General features: G+C 71.8%; 24 protein-coding genes. 21 read left to right on the top strand and 3 right to left on the bottom strand.

What is annotated here, in order from left to right; translation table 11 throughout:
* Positions 1–18: 18 nt before the first annotated feature.
* The 5 genes from Leucomu_RS10640 to Leucomu_RS10620 are packed head-to-tail and all read left to right on the top strand — an operon-like array spanning position 19 to position 6,562.
* Complete coding sequence (locus tag Leucomu_RS10640) at positions 19–912, top strand: cation:proton antiporter domain-containing protein (RefSeq protein WP_267128415.1); 894 nt, start codon at positions 19–21, stop codon at positions 910–912.
* Positions 909–2,591, top strand: coding sequence for an amidohydrolase (locus tag Leucomu_RS10635; protein ID WP_128387204.1), 1,683 nt, complete (start codon positions 909–911; stop codon positions 2,589–2,591). Before Leucomu_RS10640 ends, Leucomu_RS10635 begins: the two co-directional genes overlap by 4 nt.
* 55 nt (positions 2,592–2,646) lie before the next feature.
* Positions 2,647–4,317: an arginine--tRNA ligase gene (locus tag Leucomu_RS10630; RefSeq protein ID WP_128387203.1), complete on the top strand. Its 1,671-nt coding sequence runs from the start codon at positions 2,647–2,649 to the stop codon at positions 4,315–4,317.
* Positions 4,318–4,343: 26 nt separating this feature from the next.
* The gene (locus tag Leucomu_RS10625; RefSeq protein WP_128387202.1) at positions 4,344–5,114 is read left to right on the top strand and encodes a hypothetical protein; all 771 of its coding nucleotides are present in this window, start codon (positions 4,344–4,346) and stop codon (positions 5,112–5,114) included.
* Between the two features lie 2 nt (positions 5,115–5,116).
* Positions 5,117–6,562 (top strand): serine hydrolase domain-containing protein, encoded by a 1,446-nt coding sequence (locus Leucomu_RS10620; RefSeq protein ID WP_128387201.1) that lies wholly within the window; start codon positions 5,117–5,119, stop codon positions 6,560–6,562.
* Between the two features lie 44 nt (positions 6,563–6,606).
* Here Leucomu_RS10620 and Leucomu_RS10615 read toward each other — a convergent pair whose 3' ends face one another.
* Positions 6,607–8,097, bottom strand: coding sequence for a PucR family transcriptional regulator (locus Leucomu_RS10615; RefSeq protein ID WP_031289789.1), 1,491 nt, complete (start codon positions 8,095–8,097; stop codon positions 6,607–6,609).
* 176 nt (positions 8,098–8,273) lie between these two features.
* On the opposite strand from Leucomu_RS10615, the gene Leucomu_RS10610 reads away from it, so the two are divergent.
* The 10 genes from Leucomu_RS10610 to Leucomu_RS10570 all read left to right on the top strand — a co-directional run bounded on the left by Leucomu_RS10610 (position 8,274) and on the right by Leucomu_RS10570 (position 20,378).
* Positions 8,274–9,371, top strand: coding sequence for an alcohol dehydrogenase catalytic domain-containing protein (locus Leucomu_RS10610; protein WP_017883387.1), 1,098 nt, complete (start codon positions 8,274–8,276; stop codon positions 9,369–9,371).
* A 35-nt stretch (positions 9,372–9,406) separates the two neighbouring features.
* Positions 9,407–10,354 carry an APC family permease gene (locus Leucomu_RS10605; RefSeq protein WP_228407075.1) on the top strand — a complete coding sequence of 316 codons (948 nt, stop codon included), beginning with the start codon at positions 9,407–9,409 and terminating at the stop codon, positions 10,352–10,354.
* Positions 10,355–10,831, top strand: coding sequence for an APC family permease (locus Leucomu_RS15970; protein ID WP_228407074.1), 477 nt, complete (start codon positions 10,355–10,357; stop codon positions 10,829–10,831).
* A gap of 270 nt (positions 10,832–11,101) precedes the next feature.
* Positions 11,102–12,550, top strand: a complete 1,449-nt coding sequence (gene lysA / locus Leucomu_RS10600; protein WP_017883385.1) for a diaminopimelate decarboxylase — start codon at positions 11,102–11,104, stop codon at positions 12,548–12,550.
* Between the two features lie 86 nt (positions 12,551–12,636).
* A complete protein-coding gene (locus Leucomu_RS10595; RefSeq protein ID WP_128387200.1) occupies positions 12,637–13,956 on the top strand; it encodes a homoserine dehydrogenase in 1,320 nt (439 codons plus the stop codon).
* Complete coding sequence (thrB, locus tag Leucomu_RS10590; RefSeq protein ID WP_128387199.1) at positions 13,953–14,915, top strand: homoserine kinase; 963 nt, start codon at positions 13,953–13,955, stop codon at positions 14,913–14,915. Before Leucomu_RS10595 ends, thrB begins: the two co-directional genes overlap by 4 nt.
* Positions 14,916–15,090: 175 nt before the next feature.
* Entirely contained in the window at positions 15,091–17,163 is a 2,073-nt protein-coding gene (rho, locus tag Leucomu_RS10585) for a transcription termination factor Rho (protein ID WP_128387198.1), read from the top strand.
* On the top strand, positions 17,163–18,236 hold the full coding sequence (prfA, locus tag Leucomu_RS10580) for a peptide chain release factor 1 (protein WP_017883381.1): 1,074 nt from the start codon (positions 17,163–17,165) through the stop codon (positions 18,234–18,236). The genes rho and prfA overlap by 1 nt, the downstream gene beginning before the upstream one ends.
* A gap of 147 nt (positions 18,237–18,383) precedes the next feature.
* On the top strand, positions 18,384–18,932 hold the full coding sequence (locus tag Leucomu_RS10575; protein WP_128387197.1) for a GNAT family N-acetyltransferase: 549 nt from the start codon (positions 18,384–18,386) through the stop codon (positions 18,930–18,932).
* An 87-nt stretch (positions 18,933–19,019) separates the two neighbouring features.
* The gene (locus tag Leucomu_RS10570; RefSeq protein ID WP_228407073.1) at positions 19,020–20,378 is read left to right on the top strand and encodes an MFS transporter; all 1,359 of its coding nucleotides are present in this window, start codon (positions 19,020–19,022) and stop codon (positions 20,376–20,378) included.
* A gap of 120 nt (positions 20,379–20,498) precedes the next feature.
* On the opposite strand, the gene cysE is transcribed toward Leucomu_RS10570, so the two are convergent.
* Together cysE and cysK are read right to left on the bottom strand one after the other, a co-directional pair.
* The gene (gene cysE / locus Leucomu_RS10565; RefSeq protein ID WP_017883378.1) at positions 20,499–21,068 is read right to left on the bottom strand and encodes a serine O-acetyltransferase; all 570 of its coding nucleotides are present in this window, start codon (positions 21,066–21,068) and stop codon (positions 20,499–20,501) included.
* 160 nt (positions 21,069–21,228) lie between these two features.
* Positions 21,229–22,161, bottom strand: a complete 933-nt coding sequence (gene cysK / locus Leucomu_RS10560; RefSeq protein WP_017883377.1) for a cysteine synthase A — start codon at positions 22,159–22,161, stop codon at positions 21,229–21,231.
* A gap of 147 nt (positions 22,162–22,308) precedes the next feature.
* Here cysK and prmC point away from each other — a divergent pair, with 147 nt between their 5' ends.
* From prmC to atpE, 6 genes are all read left to right on the top strand, one after another.
* Positions 22,309–23,229 carry a peptide chain release factor N(5)-glutamine methyltransferase gene (prmC, locus tag Leucomu_RS10555; protein WP_017883375.1) on the top strand — a complete coding sequence of 307 codons (921 nt, stop codon included), beginning with the start codon at positions 22,309–22,311 and terminating at the stop codon, positions 23,227–23,229.
* Positions 23,230–23,258: 29 nt separating this feature from the next.
* Complete coding sequence (locus Leucomu_RS10550) at positions 23,259–23,924, top strand: L-threonylcarbamoyladenylate synthase (RefSeq protein ID WP_128387196.1); 666 nt, start codon at positions 23,259–23,261, stop codon at positions 23,922–23,924.
* A gap of 20 nt (positions 23,925–23,944) precedes the next feature.
* The gene (locus tag Leucomu_RS10545; RefSeq protein ID WP_128387195.1) at positions 23,945–25,150 is read left to right on the top strand and encodes an MraY family glycosyltransferase; all 1,206 of its coding nucleotides are present in this window, start codon (positions 23,945–23,947) and stop codon (positions 25,148–25,150) included.
* Positions 25,147–25,626, top strand: coding sequence for a hypothetical protein (locus Leucomu_RS10540; protein ID WP_017883372.1), 480 nt, complete (start codon positions 25,147–25,149; stop codon positions 25,624–25,626). The genes Leucomu_RS10545 and Leucomu_RS10540 overlap by 4 nt, the downstream gene beginning before the upstream one ends.
* 161 nt (positions 25,627–25,787) lie before the next feature.
* Positions 25,788–26,612: a F0F1 ATP synthase subunit A gene (gene atpB, locus Leucomu_RS10535; protein WP_017883371.1), complete on the top strand. Its 825-nt coding sequence runs from the start codon at positions 25,788–25,790 to the stop codon at positions 26,610–26,612.
* Positions 26,613–26,666: 54 nt separating this feature from the next.
* On the top strand, positions 26,667–26,894 hold the full coding sequence (atpE, locus tag Leucomu_RS10530) for an ATP synthase F0 subunit C (RefSeq protein ID WP_017883370.1): 228 nt from the start codon (positions 26,667–26,669) through the stop codon (positions 26,892–26,894).
* Positions 26,895–26,908: the final 14 nt, after the last annotated feature.

Genomic DNA, 26,908 nt, shown 5'->3' with positions numbered 1-26,908 from the left:
TTCACCTCGCTCGTGGTGGTGGCGCTCATCGCACTCATCGTGATGCCGGTCGACTTCGCCCCGGCCGGCGAGATGCTGCGGGATCGGCGGCTGCCGAGGCGTCTCCGCCAGAGCCTCGTTGTCGAGAGCGGATATGCTGACGCGATCCGATCGCCCCTCTTCGCCGTGGCACTGATCGCCGCCCAGGCGCCGGCGCAGGACGGGTCGCTGCTCGACGTGGTGGAGCACGCCGTGCCGGAGATCGGCTTCGCGCTGCTCATCGGCGTGGGTGCCGGCTTGCTGGCCGGTTGGCTCGCGCGAGCGGCCGTCGCGCGGGGGTGGGCCTCGGCGCACGGCATCCGTCTCGGCACGGTGCTGCTGCCGATCATCGTGTACGCGGGCGCCACGGTGGTGCACGGCAACGGTTTTCTCGCCGCGTTCCTCGCCGGCATCGCCTATAAGAGCGTGCGGGTGCGGCGGGAGCCTTCCGGCGACGAGGTGCTGCGCGACGAGGTGTCGCTGCTCGACGAGATCGGTGTGTTGTCGTCGCTCATCATGTGGTTCGTGTTCGGCGCGGCGGCGGCGCTCGTGTTCCTCGCCCCCATCGAGTGGGCGTACCTGCTCTACGGTCTGCTCGCGCTCACGCTGCTGCGGGCTCTGCCGGTGCTCGCCGCCTTCCTCGGCAGTCGCGCGAGTCGCCGGGAGCGTCTGACGCTCGGGGTGCTCGGGCCCCGAGGCACCTCGACGATCATGTTCGGTCTGCTCGCGTTCAATGCGCTCGACGGCGCGGCGGCGAACACGGCGCTGTACGTGATGGTGGTCACGGTGCTCGGCAGCGTGCTGCTGCACGGCCTCCTCGGGGTGCGGCTCGTGGGAGCGCTCGGGTGGGGCGATCGCCCGGAGGTCGCCGTGCGGAAGGAGCATTCGCGATGACGCGCGGCACCGATGAGCCTGCGTCCCGGACGGTCGACGCGGTCTTCGAGAACGGCTGGATCCACACCGGCCTCGGCGATGGGCCGCGCGCGGGCGGGATCGCGGTGGGCGGCGGGCGCATCCTCAGCTGCGACGCCGAGGAGGTGGCGCGCCTCGCCCCTCGCGCCGCGCAGCGCATCGACCTCGACGGGCGGCTGCTGATCCCCGGCTTCCAGGACGCGCACGCGCATCCGGTGATCGCCGGTACGGAGCTGCTCGGGTGCGACCTGTCCGACTGCCCCGACGCCGAGGCCGTGCTTGCCGCCATTCGCCGCTACGCCGAGGCGCACCCCGAGCGGTCGTGGATCATCGGTGCGGGATGGTCGATGGACGCGTTCCCCGGCGGCACTCCCACGCGGGATCTGCTCGACGCCGTCGTGCCGGATCGTCCCGTGCTGCTCGAGAACCGCGACCATCACAGCGCCTGGGCGAACAGGCGCGCGTTCCTCGCGGCGGGCATCGACGAGACGACGCCCGACCCGCGCGACGGGCGCTTCGAGCGGGAACCGGACGGCACGCCCGCGGGCACGGTCCACGACGGCGCGATGTTCCTCTTCGACGCGGTGCGGGCGATGCCGACCGAGGAGGACGCGTACGTCGGCCTGCTCGAGGCCCAGCGGCGCATGCTGGCGTTCGGGGTGACGGCGTGGCAGGACGCGGCGGTGGGCAGCCTCATGGGCCGGCCCGACACGCTGCCGGTCTACCTGCGGGCCCTCGAGCGGGGCGCCCTGCTCGCCCGGGTGCGCGGGGCGCAGTGGTGGGATCGCACCTCCGGCGTCGCGCAGCTCGCAGGGCTGATCGAGCGCCGCGACGCGGTGGCGGCGCTGCACCCGGCCGAGCGGTTCTCGCTCGGCACCGTGAAGATCATGGTCGACGGCGTCGCCGAGAGCCGCACCGCCGCCATGCACGGCCACTACCGCGACCACGCGGGAGCCCGGACCGACAGCACGGGCATCGCGTTCTTCCCGCCGGCGCAGCTCGCCGAGTTCGTCGCCGCGATCGACGCGAGCGGCATGCAGGTGCACTTCCACGCCCTCGGCGACCGCGCGGTCACGGACGCGCTGGACGCGCTCGAACACGCTGCGCGTATCAACGGCGATCGGGGCCTGCGCCACCACCTGGCCCACCTCGAGACGGTGGCGCAGCCCGACCTCGCGCGCTTCGCGGAGCTGGGGGCGACGGCGAACCTGCAGCCGCTGTGGGCGGCGCACGACCCGCAGCTCGACGAGCTGGTGATCCCGTTCCTCCCCGACGGCGTCGAGCAGACGCTCTACCCGTTCGCGGCCCTCGCCGGTGCCGGTGCTCCGCTCGCCGCGGGCAGCGACTGGCCCGTGTCGTCGCCCGATCCGATCCAGGCGATCCACGTCGCCGTGAACCGCAGGCGGCCGGGGTCGGCCTCGGCGGCGCTGGGCGAGGCGCAGGCGCTCACCGTGGGGCAGGCCGTCAACGCGTACACCTCGGGCACGGCGCGGGTGAACCACCTCGACCACGTCACCGGCCGGCTGCGGGCCGGCCGCCTCGCAGATCTCGCGGTGCTCGATCGCAACCTCTTCGCGATCAACCCCGAGGAACTGCACACCGCGGTGGTCGACGAGACCTGGATCGACGGGCGCCGGGTGTACTCCCGTCAGCGGGGCTGAGCGCCGGGCCCGCCCCGGCGGAGCCATCGGTCGCGGCCGACTAGACTGGACGCTTGTGACGCCACAAGAACTCGCCAGCGCCCTCGCCCGCATCCTGACCGATATCGTCGCCGCCCGCGGCGCCGACATCGAGGTCACCGAGCAGGACACGCAGGTGGAGCGGCCCAAGAACCGCGAGCACGGCGACTGGGCGTCGAACGCCGCCATGAAGTTCGCGAAGCGGATCGGCGCGAACCCGCGCGAGCTCGCCGAGGAGATCTCGGCGCGCGCCGCCGAGATCGACGGCGTGGCGAAGGCCGAGATCGCCGGCCCCGGCTTCATCAACATCACCCTCGACGCCGCCAGCGCGGGTGAGACCGCGCGCCGCGTGGTCGAGCAGGGCGAGGCCTACGGCCGCGGCGACGCGCTCGCCGGTCAGAAGATCAACCTCGAGTTCGTGAGCGCCAACCCCACCGGACCGCTGCACATGGGTCACACCCGCTGGGCGGCGCTCGGCGATTCGACGGCGCGCGTGCTGCGCGCGGCCGGTGCCGAGGTGACGAGCGAGTACTACATCAACGATGCGGGCGCGCAGATGAACAAGTTCGGGCGCTCGGTGCTGGCCGCCGCGCTCGGCGAGGAGGCTCCCGAGGACGCCTACCCGGGCGAGTACATCCAGTCGCTCGGCGCCCGCGTGCGCGAGCAGCTCCCGGGGCTCGCCGAGCTCGCCGCGAGCGACCGCGACGCGGCACTCGAGCAGGCGCAGGAGCTCGGCTACCAGCTGCAGCTCGCCGAGATCAAGGATTCGCTCGAGCGCTTCAACGTGCACTTCGACGTGTTCTTCTCGGAGCGCACTCTGCACGCGCCCGCCGAGGGCGGCGGTAAGAGCCCCATCGAGTCGGCGATCGACCGCCTGCGCGAGCAGGGCCACGTGTACGACGAGGACGACGCGGTGTGGGTGCGCACGACCGCCTTCGGCGACGATAAGGATCGCGTCTTCACGCGCGGCAACGGCGTCTTCACCTACTTCGCGGCCGACGCCGCCTACTACCTGTCGAAGATGGATCGCGGCTTCGGCGAGAAGATCTACCTGCTGGGCGCCGACCACCACGGCTACATCGGCCGCCTCACCGCCATCGCCGGTGCCGCGGGCGACGACATCGAGACCGACATCACCGTGCTCATCGGGCAGCTCGTCAACCTCAACGGTGCGCGCCTGTCGAAGCGAGCGGGCAACATCATCGAGCTCGACGACCTGCTCGAGTGGCTCGGCAGCGACGCGCTGCGCTACTGGCTGGCCCGCTACCCGGCCGACTCGCCGCTCGCCCTCGACGGCGAGAAGCTGCGCAGCCGCACGAACGACAACCCGGTGTTCTACGTGCAGTACGCGCACGCCCGTACCTGCGCGGTCGACCGCAACGCAGCCGCCGCGGGTGTCGACCGCAGCGCGTTCGCGCCCGAGCTGCTCACGCATCAGACGGAGGCCGAGCTGCTCGGCAAGCTGCAGCAGTACCCCGGCATCGTGGCGGGCGCGGCCGAGCTGCGCGAGCCGCACCGCATCGCCCGCTTCCTCGAGGAGCTCGCCGCGGCCTACCACCGCTGGTACGACAACTGCCGTGTGATCCCGATGGGTGAGGAGCCCGTCGAGGATCTGCATCGCACACGGCTGTGGCTGAACGACGCCGCCGGCCAGGTGCTGCGCAACGGCCTCGACCTGCTCGGCGTCTCGGCCCCCGAGCGGCTCTGACGCCGGCACGGATCGGAGCCGCGAGGATGAGCGAGCGGGAATCGCGCTGGTGGCCGAGGCTGCTGGGCGTGGTGGTGGCGGTCGTGCTGCTGGGCGGTGCGGCCGAGGTCGCGCTGCGGCTGATCGTGCCCGACACGATTCGCGGCGCGGCTCGCGTCGGCCTCAGGCTGACGGTCGATCACCCCGTCGAGGTCTCGATGGGCGGATCGGCGTTGCTGAACGCGTTCCGCGGCGGGGTGGGCGATGTCACGGTCACGGTGCCGGATGCGCCGCTCATCGAGGGCGTCAAGGCCGACGCGACGGTGCACGCCTCGCTCGTGCCGTTCAACCCCATGGTCGGTGAGATCCGCGATGCGTCGGTGTCGCTCAGGGTCGACCGGGATCAGCTCGGTCCCGTGGTGAATCTCGTGACCCAGGGCGTCGCGCAGACCGGCGAGGTGCGGGACGGCTCGCTCGTGGTGGGGCGCTCGATCGAGATCTTCGGTCAGGAGGTGCCGCTCTCGGCGTCGCTGGGGGTCGCGGTGGCCGGCGCGGGTGAGATCGAGATCGAACCGCGCGGCGTCACCGCGGCCGGGCTCGATCTCAGCACCGAGCAGCTGGCGCAGGCCGCAGGCGGGCTGCTCGACCCGCTGCTGCAACCGCAGGTGCTGTGCGTGCGCGATCAGCTGCCCCGGGGCGTCGCGCTCACGGGTATCACGCTGTCGAGCACGGGATCGGCCACGATCAGCGCCGACCTGGCGCCCGGCATCGTCTCGGACGAGCGCGAGCGCCTGAACGGCAGCTGCAGCGAGGAGTAGGCGTGACGGCGTTCACCGGTGCCGCTGAGCGGTCGCTCGAGGCGGCCTTCGAAGCGCACGATCTCGGGCTCGCGCCTGCCGCGGTCGCGGCGGTGTTCGACCGGGACGGGGTGGTCGCCTGGAAAGCCGCGGGTGCTCCGAGCGGCCCGGCCAGCACGGCCGACCGCGGCACCGTCTTCCGCGTCGCCTCGATGTCGACGAGCTTTCTCGCCGCGGCGGCCCTGAGCCTGCGCGACGAGGGACTGCTCGACTTCGACGCCCCGCTCGATGCCTGCGTTCCGGGCGTCCGCCTGCTGCTCGACGGCGAGGAGCGGCGCGTCACGATCCGGCAGCTGCTCACGAACTGCTCGGGCCTGCCCGAGGACAACGCGTGGGGCGACCGTCGGCTCGGCGACTCCCGGCAGGCGATCGCGGGCCTCGGCCGCGCAGGCCTGCGGCTCACCGCGGAGCCGGGGGAGACGTACCAGTATTCGAACCTCGGCATGTCGTTCGTCGGGCGCGCCGTCGAGGCGGTCACGGGCGAGACGGTGGAAGCGGTCGTCGCTGAGCGCCTGCTGCGCCCGCTCGGGCTCGACCGGACGCGATACGTCGCCCAGGAGTACGGCGCGGGATCGGCCCTCGCGCTCGGCTACCGCACCTTCGACGACGGGCGGAGCTTCCAGGAGGAGCCCTACGTCGGCCACGGCGCGCTCGCCTGCATCGGCGGGCTCTTCAGCACGGTCGACGACATCGCGACCTGGGCGGCGTTCCTCGCCTCCGGTTTCTCGGCCGAGCCGCTTCGCCCCGAGGTGCTCGCGGCGGCGACGCGGCGCGAGATGCAGCGCATCCACACGCCGTTCGGGATCGGCGAGGCCCGCCCGCACCGCGATCTCGAGGCGATCGGCTACGGCGTGGGGCTCACCGTCGAGCACGATCGCCGCTTCGGCAGGGTCGTGCAGCACTCCGGCAGCCTGCCCGGCTTCTGCTCGCACATGCGGTGGCACCGGGCCAGCGGGATCGGCGCGGTGGTCTTCGCCAACTCCGAGGGTTTGGGCGCCGAGTCGCTCGCCGCGCGCGTGCTCTCCGAGGTGCTGGCAGGGCACGAGGCCTCGCCACCGCTCGAGACGGTGTGGCCGGAGACCGCCGCCGCTGCCGAGCGCGTCGACGCCGCGTTGCGGGCGGGGCTGCCGGTCGAGAGGATCGCCGACGTGCTCGCCGAGAACGTGCTGCAGGACGAGCCCGCTGCGGTGCGCCGCCGCAGACTCGGCGAGGCGCTCGAGCGCACGGGACCGGTGCGCGTCGAGCAGGCCCCCTTGAGCGGGAGGGCGGTCTCATCGGCAGACCCCGCCGAACTGCGCTGGGCGGTCGAGTGCGAGCGGGGCCGGCTCGTGTGCGACGTGCGCCTCATCGGCCTGCACGAGCCCCTCGTGCAGCAGCTCGCCGTCGCGGTCGAGGATCCGCGAGGCTGAACCGGCGCCCGGGTCCGGCGCGAGCGGCCGGCCGCGGAACGAGGCTAGAGCCCCGCGGCTCGCAGGGCGAGCCAGGCGGCGGTGCGGTCGTCGGCGCGATCCATCGACAGGCCTGTGAGCCCCTCGATGCGGCGGATGCGCGACGCGAGCGTCTGGCGGTGGATGCCCAGCCGTCGCGCCGAGGACCGGTGGCCCCCGTGCTCCGAGAGGAAGACCCGGAGTGTGCGCCCGAGCTCCCCGTGCGCTCCCGACGCGTCCCGCAGCGGGTCGAGGAGGCTCGTGAGGGCGTCGCTCGGGGTGCCGGTGAGCGACGACAGCACGAGGTCGACGGTCGGCAGCCGCGTGTACCGGTGCACGGTCTCGCCGTCCTCGAGCGCGGTGTCGAGCGCCTGCCTCGCCTGGACGGCGCTCTGCGCGAGGGTCTCCGCGGGGGCCGGGGCGCCGAGACCGAGGTGCACCCGTGCCCCTCCCATCGGACGCAGGGCCTCGGCGAGTTCCGCGAGCTCCTCCGCGAGCTCGTTCCGAACGAAGCCGCGTACCGGGCCGGAGCCCGAGGCGAAGATGTGCTCCGCGCCGAGTTCGTCGAGCCAGCGGCGCAGCAGGCGTTCGAGATCCACGGTGCGCGTCTTCGCGCCGAGTGCGAACGCGGTGAGACTCGGTTCGTGCACCTCCCAGCGGCGCAGCAGGTCGCGCGCAGGCGGCCCGCCCGCGTCGAGCGTCGCGATCAGCGCCTCGCGACCCAGATGCTCGGTGAGCGAGGGGTCGTGGGTGCGCAGCAGCAGGTCGAGGAGGGCGGCCGATTGCGCGGCGAGGTCGCGGGAGTGGGTGCGGGATCGCGATCGGGTCGCGACGACCAGGTACCCGGCGAGGTCGCTGTCGGAACCGACGTGGTGCAGTTGCAGCCCGACGTGCCGCACGCGCACCGGCCGGCCGAGAGCGACGGCGACCGCATCGGACACGTGGAGCCGGCCCGCGCCGGCGCTGCCGATGAGCTGCCCCTGCGCGTCGAGCAGCACGGCCCAGCCGTCGAGGCGGTGCGCGAGCTCGGCGATGACGGCGGTGACGCCGCCGCGGCGCGCGACCTGGGTGAGCACGTTGATGCCGGCGGTGACGAGCCGGTCTGCGGCGGCCCGGTCGTCGGCGATGAGGGCGGAGAGCGTGGCGTGCAGGGCGGCGCCGCCGAGGCGCGCGCCGAGGATCGCGGTCATGCCGCGCCGTTCGAGCGCGGCGCGCAGAGCGGGGGTGTCGGCGTCGCTCACGAACACGGCGCCGAGCAACGGATCCCCGTCGTCCTCGTTCCTGTCGTCGCCCGTGTCTCCGGCGTCATCGGGGCTCGAGCCGCCTGCCCGCGCCGCTGCGAGCCGGCGCATCAGCTCCTCTTCATCGCCCGTGACGAGGGTGGCGTACTCGGGATTGCCTACGACGACGAAGGCCTCGAGCGGCGAGACGCCGTCGACGGGCGTGCGCTCGCCCAGGCGTCGGGGAACGCAGGTTCCGTCGATCGCCCGCGAGATCGCCTGCAGGTCCAAAGCCACGCGCTGAGTGTACCAAGTGCACATGAAGCGTGCAGAGTTTCGACACCTGGCGCAGTGACAGTGCGCCGACCCGCTCCGTAGCATCGCTTCAGTCGCTGCGAGTCGCGGCCTCGGCGGGTGAGCAGCCCGGTGAGCGCCCACCGCACGAAGCAATGGATGAGACAAAGGAGTTCTGCATGAAGGCCGTCGTGTTCCGCGATCCCGCCACCCGCGCCGAGGTGGCGGATGTCACCCTCGCCGCACCCCGGGCCGGAGAGGTGCGGGTGAAGATCGCCGCGGCAGGTGTCTGCCACTCCGACCTGCACGTCAAACGAGGGGAGTGGGACGCTCCGGCGCCCATGGTCATGGGGCACGAGGGCTCCGGAGTCGTCGTCGAGCTCGGCGAGGGCGTCACCTCCCTCGCCGTCGGCGACCACGTCGTGCTGAGCTGGGTGCCGCCCTGCGGCGAGTGCCGCTACTGCCTGCAGGGTCATGAGGCCCGCTGCCAGAAGGTGGCCACCGTCGTCGCACCGCAGGGAGTGCTGTTCGACGGCACCTCGCGTCTCAGCCTCGGCGACGAGCCGATCCACCACTACCTCGGCGTCTCGTCGTTCGCGGAGGAGGCGATCGTACCCGCCTCGGGCGCCATCAAGGTGCGCGACGACGCCCCGCTCGACGTGATCGCCGTGGTCGGCTGCGCCGTGGCCACCGGCGTGGGCGCCGTGCTCAACACCGCCGCCGTCGAGCCCGGCGCGACCGTGGCCGTGATCGGCTGCGGAGGCGTCGGCCTCAACGTGGTGCAGGGTGCGAAGCTCGCGGGCGCCGAGCGCATCATCGCGATCGACATCGTGCCCGAGAAGACGCGCATGGCCCTGCAGTTCGGGGCGACCGATCGTATCGACGCCTCCGAGCGCGACGCGGTGGAGCAGCTGTTCGAGCTCGTGCCCGACGGCGTGGACTACGCCTTCGACGCGATCGGACGCACCTCCACCACCGAGCAGTCCATCCGCATGCTCGGCCTCGGCGGTGCCGCCGTCATCGTGGGGCTGCCGCCCACCGGCGCCCGGGCCTCGTTCGAGCCGCTCGTGCTCGCCGAGGCCGACCAGCGCATCCTCGGATCCAACTACGGCTCCGTGCGCCCCTCCATCGACATTCCCGCGCTCGTCGACCGCTACATGGACGGGCAGCTGAAGCTCGATCCGCTGATCTCCGGCCGGCGCCCGCTCGACGAGGCCGCCGCAGCGCTCGACGACCTCGAAGCCGGCGGCGTGCTGCGCACGCTGCTCATCCCGTAGACGCACCACCCTCGATCAACTCACAGGAGAGAATGATGACCCAGACCACAGAACGGAAGGTCGACGCCGGCCTGCGCGAAGGGGTGATGTCCGGTCCCGAGCTCGCGGCCCAGGCCATCGCCAGCATCGCGCCGAGCGCCGTCATCGCCTTCACCGCCGCCTCCATCTTCCTCGGCGCGGGCAACGGCACCATGATGGCGTTCGCGCTCGCGACGATCGTGATCCTCTGCGTCGGCTACATCGTCACCGTATTCGCGCGGCGCCACGCCTCCGCGGGATCCCTCTACACCTACGTCTCCAAGGGGCTCGGCCCGAGCGGCGCCTTCGCCGCGGGCGTCGCCCTGCTCATCGGATCGTGGGGCATCGCGGCGGGATCGCTCGGCGGCGCCGTGTCGTACGCCTCCGACCTGCTGCAGCTGTTCGGCGTGCCGGCCACCGGCACCGTCTGGCTGATCGTGCTGACGGTGCTCATCGGCGGCCTCGCCACCTTCTTCACGATCCGCGGCATCCGCATCTCGGCGCGCGTCTCCCTCGTGCTCGAGCTCGTGTCGGTCTTCATCATCGTCGTGCTGCTCGTCGCCGCCCTCGCCTGGCTCGGCCCCGACGCGTGGGATCCCGCGCAGTTCTCGTTCGAGGGCGTGCCCTTCCAGGGCGTCGCCGCCGGCATGGTGCTCGGCATCCTCGGCTTCGTCGGATTCTCGTCGGCCGACGCCCTCGGCCGCGAGGCGCGCAACCCGCACACCGCGATCCCGCGCGCGATCATGTGGAGCGCCGTGGTCGTGGGCGTGCTCTACGTCTTCGCCGCCTACACGCAGATCGCCGTGCTCGGCGACGAGCTCGGCGAGGTCGCGAGCCCGCTGCAGGCCATCAACGACCGCATCGGGATGCCCGTCTGGTTCGCCCCGGTGCTCGTCTTCGGCGTCGCCGCGTCGTTCTTCGCCGTCGTCGTCGCGCCCCTCAACGTGGTCGGTCGCATCGTCTAGGTGATGGGCAAGGAGGGCATCGTGCCCGAGCGCTTCGGCCGCACCCACGAGACCCACCTCACCCCGCATCGGGTGCTGCTCATCGCCGGCCCCGCCGCCATCGTGCTCGACGTGATCCTGCTGCTCGCCGGCACGCACCCCATGGACATCGTCGTGTGGGTCGACACCTACGGCACCTACGGCTACATGGTCGCCTACGCGCTCGTCGCGATCGCGGGCATCGTCTACACGAAGCGCGCCGGGATCCCGAACCGTCTCGTGTGGGTGTGCGCCGTCGTCGCAGTCGTCGCCATGGCCTACGTCTTCTTCGCGAACGTGTGGCCCGTGCCGGCCTTCCCGATCAACGTCATCCCGTACATCTTCGTCGCCACGATGCTGCTCGCCTTCGCCCGCTTCTGGTGGATCAGGGCGAACCGACCCGAGGTGCTGAAGAACGTGGGCAACACCCACACCGAGATGCTCGAGGGCGTGGGCTAGCGGCCCGCCGCCGAGTCGGATCGGACACCCCGGATCGGACGGCGCCCGCCTCGCGCGGGTGCCGTCCGATCGGCGTTTCCGCGGCCTTCTCTCGCTGCAGAGGGCCGCGCGCACCGATCCGGGAATGCCGGCACGGTAAGCTGGACGGGTCCGTTCCGAGGGAGACCTCCGTTCGCACGGCTTCAGGGGCCAATCCGGGTCCGCTCGCCAGAGGTGCACGCCTTCGCGAGCGTTCGCACGACACCGAATCTGACAGCCGAGGAAACACAGATGCCCGAGCCGCAGCAGCGCGACGAAACCGCCACGGTCGACGCCCGCATCGACGCGAACGCCATCGACCGCCGGGTCTTCCCGCCGTCGTCCCGCCGCGGCAGCAGCTGCGAGCAGCTCAAGATCGCCGAGGTGCGCGCCACCGAGCTCACCGCGAAGCACGGCTCGCCGCTCTACGTGATCGACGAGGGGGCCGCGCGCGAGCGCGCCCGCGAGGTGCGCGAGGCGCTGCAGCGCGAGGCCAGGCGCATCGGCACCGAGGCCACCGTCTACTACGCGGGCAAGGCGTTCCTCTGCGTCGAGGTCGCCCGCTGGATGGACGAGGAGGGGCTCGCCGTCGACGTCGCGAGCGGCGGAGAGCTGGCCGTCGCGCTCGCCGCGGGCGTCGACCCCGCGTGCATCGGCTTCCACGGCAACAACAAGTCCGAGCGCGAGATCGCGCGGGCCGTCGAGGCCGGCGTCGGCACGATCATCATCGACAGCGAGATCGAGACGGAGCGCATCGCGTCCGCCGCGAGGGCCGCGGGCCGCCGGCAACGCGTCCGCCTGCGCGTGAACAGCGGCGTGCACGCCTCCACCCACGACTTCCTCGCGACCTCGCACGAGGATCAGAAGTTCGGCCAGCCCCTCGACGAGGCGCCCCGCCTGGTCGAGGCGATCCTCGCCCACGAGAGTCTCGAGTTCGTGGGCCTCCACTGCCACATCGGCTCACAGATCTTCGCCACCGATGGCTTCCGCGAGTCGGCCCGCCGCCTGCTCGGCGCCTACCCCGAGCTGCAGCGCATCGCGGGCGCGCCCATTCCCGAGCTCAATCTCGGGGGCGGCTTCGGCATCGCGTACACCAGCGCCCAGGCCGACGAGGCGCCGGCCGTCGCCGACATCGCTCGCGAGCTCGCCGACATCGTGGCCGAGAGCGCGCGCGAGTTCGGCGTCGCCGTGCCGAAGCTGGCGTTCGAACCCGGGCGCTCGATCATCGGCCAGGCGGGGGTGACGCTCTACACCGTCGGCACCACGAAGTCCGTCGCGCTCGCCGGCTCCGACGCGGCGGCCGACCCCGACGACCTCGGCCGCGCGGCCCGGCTCTACGTGAGCGTCGACGGCGGCATGAGCGACAACGCGCGCCCCGCGCTCTACGGCGCCGACTACCAGGTGCGCATCGCCAACCGCGCGAGCGACGCCGAACCGGCGCTCGTGCGAGTGGTGGGCAAGCACTGCGAGTCGGGTGACATCGTCGTGCAGCGCGACCTGCTGCCGGGCGACGTGCGGCCCGGCGACACCCTCGCGGTGGCTGCGACGGGCGCCTACTGCTGGTCGCTCGCGAGCAACTACAACTACGTGCCGAGACCCCCGGTGGTCGCGGTGCGCGACGGGGCCTCTCGGGTCATCGTTCGGGGCGAGACCGAGGACGAACTGCTCGCCAAGAGCGTAATCCCGACCCCCGCACCCTGAACGTCGAGGCCCGCCCCGCACCTCTTCGACGGGCGGCCCCCGGTGACAGCTGAACAGACAGATCTCGAACGAAACGGAGAAACCAAGTGAACGAGTACCGTGATCTGCGGGTCGCGCTGCTGGGCTGCGGCTCGGTCGGCGCACAGGTGGCCCGGCTCATCCTCGAGCACGCCGACGAGCTGGCGGCGCGCATCGGCGCGCGCCTCACGCTGGCGGGGATCGCGGTGCGCAACATCGACTCGAAGCGCGACGTCGAGCTGCCGGCGGAGCTCTTCACGACCGACGCCGAGCGCCTCGTGCAGGGCGCCGACATCGTCGTCGAGCTGATGGGGGGCATCGAGCCCGCCCGAACGCTCATCCTGCAGGCCCTGCAGGGCGGCGCCGACGTGGTCACCGCCAACAAGGCGCTGATCGCCGCGCACGGCCCCGAGCTCTCCGACGCGGCCGATCAGGTCGGCGCGCAGCTCTCGTACGAGGCCGCAGTGGCCGGGGCGATCCCGATCATCCGCCCGCTTCGGTGGAGCCTCGCGGGCGACCACGTGACCCGCGTCATGGGCATCGTGAACGGTTCGACCAACTACATCCTCGACCGCATGGACCGCTTCGGCGACAGCGCCGAAGACGCGATGCGGGTGGCGAGCGAGCTCGGCTTCCTCGAAGCCGACCCCACGCTCGATGTCGAGGGCTACGACGCCGCTCAGAAGGCCACCATCCTCGCCAGCATCGCCTTCCACACCGACGTGCCCGTCGACGCGGTCTACCGCGAGGGCATCACCTCGGTCACGGCCGAGCAGATCGAGGCCGCGAAGCACGCGGGCTACGTCATCAAACTGCTCGCGATCGCCGAGCGGATCACCGCCGCCGACGGCACCGACGGCGTGTCGGCGCGCGTCTACCCCGCCCTCATCAGTCGCGAGCACCCCCTCGCCGCGGTGCACGAGGGCAAGAACGCCGTGTTCGTCGAGGCGGAGGCGGCGGGGGAGCTCATGTTCTACGGCGCGGGCGCCGGCGGCGTCGAGACCGCCTCGGCCGTGCTCGGCGACCTGGTGTCGGCGGCCCGCCGCCACGTCGCGGGCGGCCCCGGCATCCCCGGCACCCAGCACGCCGACCTGCCGATCCTGCCGGTCGGCGAGGTCAACACCGCCTATCAGGTGATGCTCGAGGTGCGCGACCAGCCGGGCGTGCTCGCCGCGATCGCCGGCATTCTCGCGCAGCACGGCGTCTCGGCCGCGAGCGTCGAGCAGACGGCCGCGCAGAGCACCGCCGGCGAGCCCCCTCGCGCCGCGCTCGTCATCGGCACCCACACGGCGCGCGAGGCCGACCTCGCCGCGACGGTCGAGGCGCTGCGCTCGGCCGACATGGTGATCGAGGTCACCAGCGTGCTGCGACTCGAGGGCAACGCGTGAGCGGCGCCGCGGGCGGCGCGCCCGCGGCGGGCGTCGGGCGCAGCGTGCGCGTGCGTGTGCCGGCGACCAGCGCCAATCTCGGTCCGGGCTTCGACACCCTCGGCATCGCCCTCGCCTACGGCGACGAGCTGACCGCGGTCGTGCGCGACGAGCCCGGAGCCGTCGTGCACGTCACCGGCGTGGGAGAGGGCGAGGTGCCCGCCGACGCATCGAACCTGGTCGTGCGCTCGGCGGCGCACGTCTTCGAGCGGCTCGGCCGCCCCGTGCCGGGCCTCGAGGTGAACGCCCACAACCGCATCCCGCACGGCCGCGGCATGGGATCGTCGGGGTCGGCGATCGTCGCGGGCGTCATGATCGCCGCCGGGCTGCTGCAGAGCGACCCCCTCGATCCGATCGAGCTGAGCGAGGATCAGCTGCTCGCCTTCGCGACCGAGCTCGAGGGGCACCCCGACAACGTCGCGCCCGCGCTCTTCGGCGGCCTCACGATCGCCTGGACCACCCCCGACGGGCCCCGCTTCAAGCGCCTCATGGTGCACCGCGGCGTCGCTCCGCTCGTGCTCGTGCCCAGCTTCACGATGTCCACCGAGCTCGCCCGCAGCCTGCAGCCGAAGCACGTGCCCCACGAGGATGCGGTGTTCAACGTGTCTCGATCCGCGCTGCTCATCGCGGCCCTCACCCAGAGCCCCGAGCTGCTGCTCGAAGCGACCGAGGATCGGCTGCACCAGAACTACCGCGGCGACGCGATGCCGGCCACCCGCGATCTGATCCGCGAGCTGCGCGATGCCGGCCACCCGGCGGTCGTCTCGGGGGCGGGCCCCTCGATCCTGGTGCTCTCGAACGGGCCCGCCGACCGGCTGCGAGCGGTCGACCTCGTCGAGGCCGAGCACGCCGAGTGGCGTGCGCTCATCCTGGCCGTCGACACGAAGGGTGCTACAGTGGAGGCGATCCCCGCCTCGTGACGGGCCGGGCAGCGGACGGTGCATCTCCGTCACCAGCTGCTCAGCCACGGCCGGTGGATCTTTCCCTCGCCGAGACGACAGGTCCGGTGATCCCCGAAGCACAGTCTGTGCATCACCGCGGGAGGGCGGCGCCGAATGCGCCAGTCTGCCCCGCGGCGTTCCGAAAGGAAGAACGATGGAATCGAACGTCGAAGAGACGAACAATGCTCCGGTCGCCGAGGAGGCCGCACCCGTGCGTCGCCGCGCCTCGCGCCGTGTGACCGCCGCGGCTGGCACCACGAGCGAGCCCGCCGCGACCCAGGTCTCGGAGGCCGCGGCGCCCGAGGCTCCCGCAGCGGTCGAGGCTCCCGCAGCGGTCGAGGCTCCCGCCGCCGGTGCGGCCGAGACTCCGGCTGAGGCGCCGAAGAAGCGGGCCACCCGCAGCCGCAAGAAGGTCGCCGACGAGGCCCCCGCCGAGGCGCCGGCCTCCGATGCCGCCGCCGCTCCCGCAGTGGCCGAGGCTCCCGCCGCCGAAGCGGCCGAGGCTCCGGCTGAGGCGCCGAAGAAGCGGGCCACCCGCAGCCGCAAGAAGGTCGCCGACGAGGCCCCCGCCGAAGCGTCCGCCGCCGAGGCCGAGACCCCCGCCGCTCCCGCGACCGAGCCCCAGGCCGAGAACGCCGACGCCGCTCCTGCGAAGCGCAGCCGCTCGCGCCGAGCGCAGGCCGACGCCACCCCGCAGGGCGACGCCGCCACTGAGCAGCCCGCTGAGAACAGCGCCGAGCAGGCAGAGGGCGGCCCGAACGCGAAGGGCAAGGCCAAGCCCGCCCAGGGCGACGCGTCGCAGGGCGAGGCCCAGGCCGACGCCGCGAAGACCGACGCCGAGGGCGACGGCGAGCGGGGCGGCCGCGGCCGCAACCGTCGAGGCCGGGGCCAGAAGAACGAGAACGGCGAGGGCGCCGAGTCGTCCGAGCAGGCCGAGGAGGCCAAGGGCCGCGGTCAGGGCCAGGGCGGCGACAAGGGCCAGGGCGGCGACAAGAACGGTCAGAACGGTCAGAGCAGGGGCGACAACGCGTCGCGCTCGACCCGCACCCGCCAGCGCGACCGCAAGCGTCGCGGCCAGAACGACGACCTCGAGCCCGAGATCACCGAGGACGACGTGCTGCTGCCCGTCGCGGGCATCCTCGACGTGCTCGACAACTACGCCTTCGTGCGCACGAGCGGCTACCTGCCCGGCACCAGCGACGTCTACGTCTCGCTCGGCCAGGTCAAGAAGTACGGCCTGCGCCGCGGCGACGCCGTCGTGGGCGCGATCCGCCAGCCCCGCGAGGGCGAGGCCGGCGGTCGACAGAAGTACAACGCGATCGTCAAGGTCGACGCCGTCAACGGACGCCCCGTCGAAGAGAACGAGACCCGCGTCGACATCGCCGACCTCACCCCCGTGTTCCCGCAGGAGCGCCTGCGGCTCGAGACCGAGCAGGACCGCCTGCTCGGCCGCGCCATCGACATCGCGGCGCCCATCGGCCTCGGCCAGCGCGGCCTGCTCGTGCTGCCGGCCTCGGTGCACGGCACCCCCGTGCTCGTCGAGCTCGCGCAGGCCGTGAGCGCGAACAAGCCGGACGCCCACCTCATGGTGGTGCTCGCCAACGCGCAGCCCGAGGAGATCACCCACCTGCAGCGCACGATCGCCGGCGAGGTCGTCGCGGCCAGCTTCGACCGCCCCGCCGAGGATCAGGCCACCGTCGCCGAACTCGCGGTCGACCGCGCCAAGCGCCTCGTCGAGCTCGGGCACGACGTGGTCGTGCTCGTCGACTCGCTGAACCGCTTCGCCCGCGCCTACGCGCAGGCCCAGCACGCCTCGGCCCGGCCCGCGCTCGACGACATCGACGAGTTCGCGCTCGGCCAGATCAAGCGCCTGCTCGCCTCGGCCCGCAACGTCGAGAACGGCGGCTCGCTCACCGTGCTCGCCACCGTGCAGACGAAGACCGGCATCGAGTCCGACAAGATGCTGCTGCGCGAGGTGCGCGCCGTCGCCAACAGCGAGATCCGCTTCGAGAAGGGCGTGCCCGGGGCGATCCCCGCGGTCGACATCGAGTCGTCGCTCACCCGCAACGCCGACGCGATGCTGGGCGCCGAGGAGGCGGCGGTGCTCGCGGGGCTCCGCTCCCGCATCGCCGCCGATGACGACGCTGCCGACGAGATTTCCGCCCGCCTGCGTGCGACCGCGTCGAACGCCGCGCTGCTCGCCGAACTCCAGCGGAGCCGCGCCTGATGTTCGAACAGGTCGAGGGGCTGCTCGCCGAGCACGCCCGGCTGCAGGACGAGCTCGCGGATCCCGCGCTGCACGCCGACGCGGCCCGCGCCAAGCGCGTCAACCGGCGCTACGCCGAGCTCAGCAAGATCAAGGCGGCCCACGAGCAGTGGCAGCAGCTCGGCGACGACCTCGAGGCCGCGCGTGAGCTCGCCAAGGAGGACGAGGCCTTCGCCGAGGAGATCCCCGCCCTCGAGCAGGGCCTCGCCGAGGCGCAGGAGAAGGTTCGCCGTCTGCTGATCCCCCGCGACCCCGACGACGCCCGCGACGTGATCCTCGAGATCAAGGGCGGCGAGGGCGGCGCCGAGTCGGCGCTCTTCGGCGCCGACCTGCTGCGCATGTACATGCACTACGCGGAGTCGAAGGGCTGGAAGACCGAGATCCTCGAGAAGGACGAGAGCGACCTCGGCGGCTACAAGAACGTGCAGGTCGCGATCAAGTCGAACGCCGGCGACCCCTCGCAGGGCGTGTGGGCGCACCTCAAGTACGAGGGGGGCGTGCATCGCGTGCAGCGCGTGCCGGTCACCGAGTCGCAGGGGCGCATCCACACCTCCACGACCGGCGTGCTCGTCTACCCCGAGGTCGACGAGCCCGAAGAGGTCGAGATCAATCAGAACGACCTCAAGATCGACGTCTACCGCTCGTCGGGGCCCGGCGGCCAGTCGGTCAACACCACCGACTCGGCGGTGCGCATCACCCACCTGCCCACGGGCATCGTGGTCGCCATGCAGAATGAGAAGTCGCAGCTGCAGAACCGCGACGCCGCCATGCGCGTGCTGCGCGCCCGACTGCTCGCCAAGCAGCAGGAGGAAGCGGCCGCCGAGGCGAGCGCGCACCGCTCGAGCCAGATCCGCACCATGGACCGCTCGGAGCGCATCCGCACGTACAACTTCCCCGAGAACCGCATCGCGGATCACCGCACGGGCTACAAGTCGTACAACCTCGACCAGGTGATGAACGGCGCGCTCGATCCGGTCATCGAGTCGTGCATCCGCACGGACGAGGAGGACCGCCTGCAGGCGCTCGGGCAGTAGCCTCTCGACGTCCACCCTTGTCGAGCCGGCCTGTTCGTATCGAGTCGGCCTATGATTCGCGTGAATGATGGGTGGACTCGGTGAGAATGGGCCGACTCGACGTGCGGGGTCGGGGGCGACCGCCCCCGACCCCGCTACGCTGAGAGCATGACAGCCTCGCAACCGCTCGCCGCGCCCGTCACCGGCCCCCTCGTCACCCTGCGCGCCCCGCGCGACGCCGACGCCGAGCCGCTGCTCGCCATCCTGAGCGAGCCCGAGGTCGCGGAGTGGTGGGTCGGCTACACGCCGGAGCGCGTGCGCGACGAGTTCATCGCCGCACCCGACGTGACCCGCATCATCGAGGTCGAGGGGGAGTGCGCCGGGGCGATGTTCGTGCTGCGCGGCGACGACCCCGAGTACCCGACCACCGTCATGCACCTCTTCATCGGCACGCGCTTCCGCGGCCGCCGCGTCGGCGAGGAGGCGCTCGCGCTCGCGATCCGCGAGGAGTTCGCCGCCGGCATCGCGCGCGTCACGCTCGACCCGAACGTGCACAACGAGGGTGCGATCCGCAGCTACGAGCGACTCGGCTTCCGCCGCATCGGCGTGCTGCGCGACTACCAGGTGCGGCCCGGCGGCCACCTCGAGGACGCGCTCTTCCTCGACCTCACCCGCAGCGACTTCCCCGACGGGCCGCCGCTGCCGCAGCGCGGCTGACGCGCGCCGTCACACGCGGAAGGGCGGCTGCCGAAGGAGAGTACAGTTGAGCGTATGCGCACGGCACGGCCACTCCTACCATGGGTCGTGTGGGGCGTAGCCGCGCTCTCCTACGCGGTCGCGGTGATCAACCGGTCCTCGCTCGCCGCGCTCGGCCCCGCCACGCAGCAGCACTTCGACATCGACGCGACCACGCTGTCGATGTTCGCGATGATCCAGCTCGTCGTCTACGCGGGTCTGCAGATCCCGGTCGGCACGCTGCTCGACCGCTTCGGCGCGACCACGATGATCCTCACCGGCGGCCTGTTCATGGCGGCCGGGCAGACCATCATGGCGACCGTCGCCGACGTGTGGCTCGCGATCCTTGCGCGCGTGCTCGTGGGGGCGGGCGACGCCTGCACCTTCATCAGCGTGATGCGCTTGCTGCCCGAGTGGTTCTCGGTGCGGCAGCTGCCCGTGGTGAGCCAGCTCACGGGCCTCATCGGGCAGGCGGGGCAGCTGGTCTCGGTGACGCCGCTCGCGCTCGTGGTCGCGGGCTTCGGCTGGACGAGCGGCTTCCTCGGCGTCGCCGCCATCGGGGTGCTCGTGATGATCCTCGGCGGATTCGTGCTGCGCAATGCGCCGGGCGACGGCACCCTCGCCGAGCGCCTCACGGGCCGCGTGGGGCGGCTCAGCCGCGAGGCGCGCTCGCTCGGGGCGGGCGAGGCCACGGGGGCCTTCGCGATGCCGCCGCCCGAGACGGGCATGATGCCGGTGATCACGAAGCGGCGCATGCCCGGGCTCGGCTTCTGGGACAAGCTGCGGCGCCTGGTCGCGCTGCCCGGCGTGCGGCTGGCGTTCTGGGTGCACTTCACCTCGCCGTTCGCGCTGAACGTGTTCATCCTGCTCTGGGGCACTCCGTTCCTCACCGGAGGCGTGGGCCTCGATAGCGCGACCGCGAGCGGCCTGCTCAACATCGTGGTGGTCTCGTCGATGACGGCCGGCCTGCTGCTCGGCCCGCTGAGCTCGCGCTTCGTGGAGCGCCGCGTGTTCATGAACATGGGGATCACGACCGCGGTGATGCTGGTGTGGCTGGCGGTGCTGCTCTGGGCGGGCCCGCCGCCCATGTGGCTGCTGATCGTGCTGATGATCGTGATGCCGTTCGGCGGCCCCGCGTCGATGATCGCCTTCGAGGTGGCCCGATCGCACACTCCGCGCAGCTTCGCGGGCTTCGGCACGGGGTTCGTGAACATGGGCGGCTTCATCGCGTCGCTGCTCGTGATCGTGCTCATCGGCTTCGTGCTCGATCTGCAGGGCGCCGGATCGCCTGACCACTACTCGCTGACGGCGTTCAAGGTGGCGTTCGCGGTGCAGATCCCGTTCTGGCTCTGCGGTCTCACGATGATCTTCGTCGAGCAGCGGCGCACGAAGCGCTGGATGCAGGAGCACGGGCGCCGGCTGCGCTGAGCTGAACCTGACGGTTGCGCCGACCCGCAGGCAGCGCCGACCTACCGGCTGCGCTGAGCCGCCGGCTGCGACGAGCCGCCGGCTGCGCCCAGCGCGCCCGAGAACCCGCGCCCGCCGCGCTCAGATCACGTAGAAGTCGGCGAGGTCGGGCGTCTCGGCGACCGGTGCGCCGCGGCGGGGCCGGCCCTGCGCTGGGATGCCCGTGAGGGTGGTCCACGGCGCTGCCGAGCGCACGACGACCGCGTTCGAGCCGACGGCGCTGTCGTGGCCGAGTTCGATGTCGCCGAGCACCTTGGCGCCCGCGCCGATGACGACCCGGTCGCCGATCGTGGGGTGCCGCTTGCCGCGGCTGTGACCGGTGCCGCCGAGCGTGACGCCGTGGTAGATGAGCACGTCGTCGCCGACGACGGCGGTCTCGCCGATCACGACGCCCATGCCGTGGTCGATGAAGAGGCGGCGGCCGATCGTGGCGCCGGGGTGGATCTCGATGCCGGTGAAGAATCGCACGAGCTGCGAGACGGCGCGGGGCAGGAAGCGCATGCCGCGCAGCCACAGCGCGTGGGAGAGGCGGTGCCACCACACGGCGTGCAGGCCCGAGTAGACGAGGAGCACGGAGACGCCGCCTCTCGCGGCCGGGTCGCCGGCCTTCGCGGCGCGGATGTCCTCGCGGATGCGGCTGAAGATGCTCACGGTGTCCCTTCCGGTCTCGCGCCGCGCGGGATCCGGGGATCCGCGCGGGGTGGCGGTGCTGCGGGCGGATCGGCGCGACGGGCGCGCGGCGCCCGCGGCCGATGCCCGATACAACACCGGGCTCGCGCGGGGGATTCCCGCGCGAGCCCGGTGCGTGCGATCAGACGTTCAGATCCTCGAACAGCACGGTCGAGAAGTAGCGCTCGCCGAAGTCCGGCACGACGACCACGATCTTCTTGCCGGCGTTCTCGGGGCGCTGCGCGACCTGGGCTGCGGCCCACACGGCTGCGCCGCCGGAGATGCCCGCGAGGATGCCCTCGTCGGTGCCGAGCGCGCGCGCCTTCGCGATCGAGTCGGGCAGCGCGACGTCGATGACCTCGTCGTAGATCTCGCGGTCGAGGATCTCGGGCACGAAGTTGGCGCCGAGGCCCTGGATCTTGTGGGGGCCTGCGGTGCCCTCGGTGAGCAGCGGCGAGTCGATCGGCTCGACGGCGATCACCTTGATGTCGGGGTTCTGCTCCTTGAGGTAGCCGCCCGCGCCGGTGATGGTGCCGCCCGTGCCGATGCCGGCCACGAAGATGTCGACCTGGCCGTCGGTGTCGTTCCAGATCTCGGGGCCGGTGGTGGAGCGGTGGATCGCGGGGTTCGCGGGGTTCGCGAACTGCTGGGCGAGCACGGCGCCGGGGGTGTTCGCGGCGATCTCCTCGGCCTTGGCGACGGCGCCCTTCATGCCGAGGGGGCCCTCGGTGAGCACGATCTCGGCGCCGTAGGCGGCGAGCAGCTTGCGGCGCTCGATGCTCATGGTCTCGGGCATGGTGAGGATGACGCGGTAGCCGCGCGCCGCGCCGACGAAGGCGAGCGCGATGCCGGTGTTGCCGCTCGTGCCCTCGACGATCGTGCCGCCGGGCTGCAGCGCGCCCGACTCCTCGGCGGCGTCGATGATCGCGATGCCGATGCGGTCCTTGACGCTGCCCGCGGGGTTGTAGAACTCGAGCTTGGCGTACACCTCGGCGTCGCCCTCGGTGACGCGGTTGAGGCGTACGAGGGGGGTGTTGCCGAAGGCCTGGGTGATGTTGTCGTAGGTGCGTGCCATGAGTGTGATCTCCTCCAGAGATTCGGGGGACGAAGCCACCCAAAACTATAGCGTGCTGTTATTCGAGAATTTGGTGTTTGTTATGCGTGCGACGTTCTGTTACGCGGGCGCCGGCAGGCTGCTCGGTAGGGTGGGGGAGTGAGCGACATGACGGAGGGGGCGCCGGGGGTCCGGGCCGTGCTGGGCGAGCTGCGCGAGCGGCTCGGGGCGGCGGGGATCGGCGATCCCGCGGCCGACGCCGAGCTGATCGTGGGCCACGTGCTCGGCGTCTCGCGGGGCCGGGTGCAGGCGCTCGCGGTGATGGGTCGGGATCTCGAGCCGGATCAGCTGGAGGCCGTGCGCGGGCTGTCGGAGGAGCGCGCCCGACGGGTGCCGCTGCAGCATCTGACCGGGCGCGCGCCGTTCCGTCGACTCGAGCTGTCGGTGGGGCCGGGGGTCTTCGTGCCGCGACCCGAGACCGAGGGGGTCGCGCAGCTCGCGATCGACGAGCTCTCGGGGCTCGAGGGCGTCGAGCCGCTCGCCGTCGACCTGTGCACCGGCAGCGGCGCGATCGCGCTGGCGATCGCGCACGAGGTGCCGGCCGCGCGGGTGCTGGCGGTCGAGATGAGCGTCGAGGCGCACGCGTGGGCCGAGCGCAACGTTCGGGAGTGGGGTGCGGATCGCGTCGAGCTGCTGCGCGGCGACGTGACGGAGCTCGATCCGCTCGGCGGGGCGGGCGCCGAGGGCGCGACCGGGCTCGCGGCGGCCTTCGCGCCGCTGCGGGGTCGGGTCGCGGTGCTCGTCTCCAACCCGCCGTACGTGCCGCGGGGCATGGTGCCGCGCGATCCCGAGGTGCGAGACCACGACCCCGAGCTCGCCCTCTACAGCGGCGCCGACGGTCTCGACCTGATCCGGGTGATCAGCCGCGTCGGTCTCGCGCTGGTGCGGCCGGGGGGCCTGCTCGTGCTCGAGCACGCGGAGACGCAGGGCGCGGCGATCCGCGGGCTGCTCGCCGCCGACGGCTGGGAGGGCGCCGAGACCCGCCCGGACCTCACGGGCAGGGACCGCGCGACGCTCGCGCGCCGCTGATCACCGCGGCCGGAGTAAGATGGGACGTTATGGCCGAGGTGTTCGATTGCTCCGATAGCTCCCAGCTGCTCACCGGCATGCGCACCGCGCGCCGGGCGATCGGCAGCGGGCAGCTCGTCGTCCTGCCCACCGACACCGTCTACGGCGTCGGGGCCGACGCGTTCACGCCGGAGGCCGTGCAGCGGCTGCTCGACGCGAAGGGCCGCGGCCGGCAGTCGCCGCCTCCCGTGCTGATTCCGAACACGAGCACGCTCGCCGCGCTCGCCGCCGAGGTCGCCTCGCCCCTGACGGCGCTCGCCGAGGCGTTCTGGCCGGGGCCGCTCACCATCATCACCCGTGCGAACCCCTCGCTGAGCTGGGATCTCGGAGACACCGGCGGCACGGTCGCGCTGCGAATTCCGGATCAGCCGCTCGCGCTCGAGCTGCTGCAGGAGACGGGCCCGCTCGCGGTGTCGTCGGCCAATCTCACCGGGCAGCCCGCGGCGCGCACCGCGGCCGCCGCGCACGAGATGCTCGGCGACTCGGTCGAGGTCTACCTGGAGGCCGGGGAGGCGCCGGGCGACGGCGTGGCCTCGACGATCATCGACGCGACCGGCCTCACCGAGGAGGGCGGCGAGCTGCGCATCCTGCGCCAGGGCGGCGTGAGCCGGGAGGCCCTCGCCGAGGTGCTGCCGCAGGCGACCTTCGCGGACTGATCGGGGACCGGGGGATCGAGATGGCGCCCTACCTGGTGGTCGCGGCGGTCGCAGTGCTCGTGACCGCCGTCGCGTCGTACGCGGTGCTGCAGCTGAGCCGCCGCTACCGGCTCGCCCCCGCGGTGCGCGACCGCGACGTGCACCGCACGCCGACGCCGCGGCTCGGCGGCATCGCCATGTTCGCGGGGGTGCTCGCGGCGTTCGCGGTGGCGGGCGCGCAGCCGGAGTTCTCGCCGCTGTTCGCGCGCGGCCCCGAGATGTGGGCGCTGCTCGGGGCGTGCGCCATGATCGCGGTGGTCGGGATCCTCGACGACCTGCTCGACCTCGACTGGATGGTGAAGCTCGCCGCGCAGCTCGCGGCGGCGGGCCTGCTCGCGTGGAACGGGGTGCAGATCGTCTCGCTGCCGTTCGGCGACACCCTGATCGTCGGCTCGCCCGCGGTCAACTTCGTGATCACGGTGTTCCTCATCACGCTCGTGATGAACGCGGTCAACTTCGTCGACGGCCTCGACGGCCTCGTCGCGGGCGTCGCGATCATCGCGAACTCGCTCTTCTTCATCTACACCCGCCTGCTGAACGAGCAGATCGGCCGGGTCGACTCGGTCGTGTTCGCGAGCTTCATCGGCATCGTGGTCGTGGGGATCTGCGTCGGCTTCCTGCCCTTCAACTGGCATCGAGCCCGCATGTTTATGGGCGACACGGGCGCGCTGCTGGTGGGGCTGCTCATGGCGACTTCGACGGTCTCGGTCACGGGTCAGCTCAACCCGGCCGCGCTCGACCAGAAGCTGGTGCTCGCGAGCTACATCCCGATCATCCTGCCCATCGCGGTGCTCGCTCTGCCGCTCGCGGACTTCTCGCTGGCGGTGGTGCGGCGGCTGAAGGCGGGCAAGAGCCCATTCACGGCGGATCGCCAGCACCTGCATCACCGCCTGCTCGACATGGGCCACTCGCCGCTGCAGGCGGTGCTCATCTTCTACCTCGGCACCGCGGTGCTGTCGGTGGCGGTGCTGCTCGTCTTCACGATGCAGAGCTGGGTGCTGCCGGTCGTGGTGCTCGTGGCGGGCGGGGCGGCCTGCGTGCTGCTGCTGCTCTTCCCCGCGGTGCGCGTGCGCGCACGCTTCGCCCAGCGGGGGTTGGTACCGTTGACGAGGCGGGGATCACCCGTCGACGCCCCGAGCGCCGAGCGCACGGCCGGGAGCGAATCGAATGAAAGGATCCCCGAGTGAGCGACGCAACCCAGCCAGAGCCGCAGGAGACGCCCGATCAGGGCCCCCGGCCCATGCCTGCGTCGCAGCCGGTGCTGCTTCGCGCGCTGCGGTGGGGGATCATCGCGACGGTCGTGCTCATGGCCGCGTTCGCTGGCATCGGCTGGCTGGTGTCGGGCGCCGAGGGCGTCGTCGGCGGCCTCATCGGCACCGCCATGGGCGGCTTCTTCCTGCTGCTCACGGTCGGCAGCATCGCCTTCGCGAACCGCTTCGTCGAGAGCCCCTCGTACATCGGCGTCTTCTTCGGCATCGTGCTCGGCTGCTGGCTGCTGAAGTTCGTGGCGTTCATCGTCTCGGTCGTGCTGCTGCGCGGCCAGCCGTGGCTCGACACCCAGATCCTGTTCTTCGGGCTGATGGCGAGCATCCTCGTCTCGCTCGTGCTCGACGTGATCGTGGTGACGCGGTCGCGCATCCCGATCATCTCCGGCTCGGTGTGATCCGAGACCCCGCCCGCTCCGTTCGGTTTCATCTGAGTAGAAAACCTTGCTAGGATTGAAGAGTTCCCAGCCGGGACGCGCTATGCGTATGCCTGTGAGCACTGGGGGCACGACCATCGTTCGCCGTTGTGCAGTTCTGACCTGCACCCCGAATCAGGAGAATGGCGCTGTTCGCTAACGCTGTGCAACTCGTGGCCCCTATTGTCTTTACCGCGGAAGAGGGTGAATTCCACCCGCCGTCGATCGCGGAGTTCTTCCCCGATGCCGTGCTGTTCGAAGGCACCCCCTTCGAGATGAACCGCATCATGATCATCCGCGTGGTGATGGCGCTTCTCGTGCTGCTGCTCTTCTGGCTCGGCACCCGCAAGATGCGCGTGATCCCGACCCGCGGCCAGTCCCTCACCGAGATGGCGCTCGACTTCGTGCGCGTCAACATCGCCGAGGATCTGCTCGGCAAGGTCGACGGACGTCGCTTCCTGCCGATCCTGAGCGCGATGTTCTTCATGATCCTGGCGTTCAACGTCACGGGCATCGTGCCCGGCCTCAACGTCGCCGGCACCGCGGTGATCGGCACGCCGCTCGTGCTCGCCGTGGTCTCGTACTTCACCTTCATCTACGCGGGCATCAAGAAGAGCCCGAAGAACTTCTTCAAGAACTCGCTCTTCCCGGCCGGCGTGCCCAAGCCGATCTACATCATCGTCACGCCCATCGAGTTCATCTCGACCTTCGTGATCCGGCCCGTCACGCTCACGCTCCGTCTGCTGATGAACATGATGGTCGGCCACATGCTGCTCGTGCTCTTCTTCGCGGCGACCAACTTCTTCATCCTGTACGCCGGCGGGTTCTTCCCGGTGCTCGGCGTCTTTACCTTCGGCTTCGGCTTCGCCTTCACGCTCTTCGAGATCCTCGTCGCCGTGCTGCAGGCCTACGTCTTCACGCTTCTCACCGCTGTCTACATCCAGCTCGCGCTGGCTGAAGAGCACTAAACCAACCCGGGTTCGGCAACCGCCGCACTCAACACACGGAAGGAAACACATACTGTGTCTGTTCTCGCTCAAGTTTCGGGTAGCATCGCCACCGTCGGTTACGGTCTCGCCGCCATCGGCCCCGCCATCGGCGTGGGCATCGTCGTCGGCAAGACGATCGAGGGCGTCGCTCGTCAGCCCGAGCTCGCCGGTCGTCTGCAGGTGCTGATGTGGATCGGTATCGCCTTCACCGAGGCCCTCGCGTTCGTGGGCATCGGTACCGCCTACATGTTCGGCTACTAAGAAACGTTCCCCTT

The sequence above is a fragment of the Leucobacter muris genome, from assembly GCF_004028235.1.
Taxonomy (GTDB): domain Bacteria; phylum Actinomycetota; class Actinomycetes; order Actinomycetales; family Microbacteriaceae; genus Leucobacter; species Leucobacter muris.
This window is presented reverse-complemented; position numbering and strand designations above follow the sequence as displayed.

Excerpts from the sequence above, each read along its gene's own strand:
- Leucomu_RS10605 (WP_228407075.1), top strand. The coding sequence starts at position 9,407 with ATGACCCAGACCACAGAACGGAAGGTCGACGCCGGCCTGCGCGAAGGG.
- atpB (WP_017883371.1), top strand. The coding sequence starts at position 25,788 with ATGGCGCTGTTCGCTAACGCTGTGCAACTCGTGGCCCCTATTGTCTTT.
- prmC (WP_017883375.1), top strand. The coding sequence starts at position 22,309 with ATGACGGAGGGGGCGCCGGGGGTCCGGGCCGTGCTGGGCGAGCTGCGC.
- Leucomu_RS10575 (WP_128387197.1), top strand. The coding sequence starts at position 18,384 with ATGACAGCCTCGCAACCGCTCGCCGCGCCCGTCACCGGCCCCCTCGTC.
- Leucomu_RS10610 (WP_017883387.1), top strand. The coding sequence starts at position 8,274 with ATGAAGGCCGTCGTGTTCCGCGATCCCGCCACCCGCGCCGAGGTGGCG.
- lysA (WP_017883385.1), top strand. The coding sequence starts at position 11,102 with ATGCCCGAGCCGCAGCAGCGCGACGAAACCGCCACGGTCGACGCCCGC.
- Leucomu_RS10635 (WP_128387204.1), top strand. The coding sequence starts at position 909 with ATGACGCGCGGCACCGATGAGCCTGCGTCCCGGACGGTCGACGCGGTC.
- Leucomu_RS10545 (WP_128387195.1), top strand. The coding sequence starts at position 23,945 with ATGGCGCCCTACCTGGTGGTCGCGGCGGTCGCAGTGCTCGTGACCGCC.
- prfA (WP_017883381.1), top strand. The coding sequence starts at position 17,163 with ATGTTCGAACAGGTCGAGGGGCTGCTCGCCGAGCACGCCCGGCTGCAG.
- Leucomu_RS10625 (WP_128387202.1), top strand. The coding sequence starts at position 4,344 with ATGAGCGAGCGGGAATCGCGCTGGTGGCCGAGGCTGCTGGGCGTGGTG.
- rho (WP_128387198.1), top strand. The coding sequence starts at position 15,091 with ATGGAATCGAACGTCGAAGAGACGAACAATGCTCCGGTCGCCGAGGAG.
- cysK (WP_017883377.1), bottom strand. The coding sequence starts at position 22,161 with ATGGCACGCACCTACGACAACATCACCCAGGCCTTCGGCAACACCCCC.
- Leucomu_RS10550 (WP_128387196.1), top strand. The coding sequence starts at position 23,259 with ATGGCCGAGGTGTTCGATTGCTCCGATAGCTCCCAGCTGCTCACCGGC.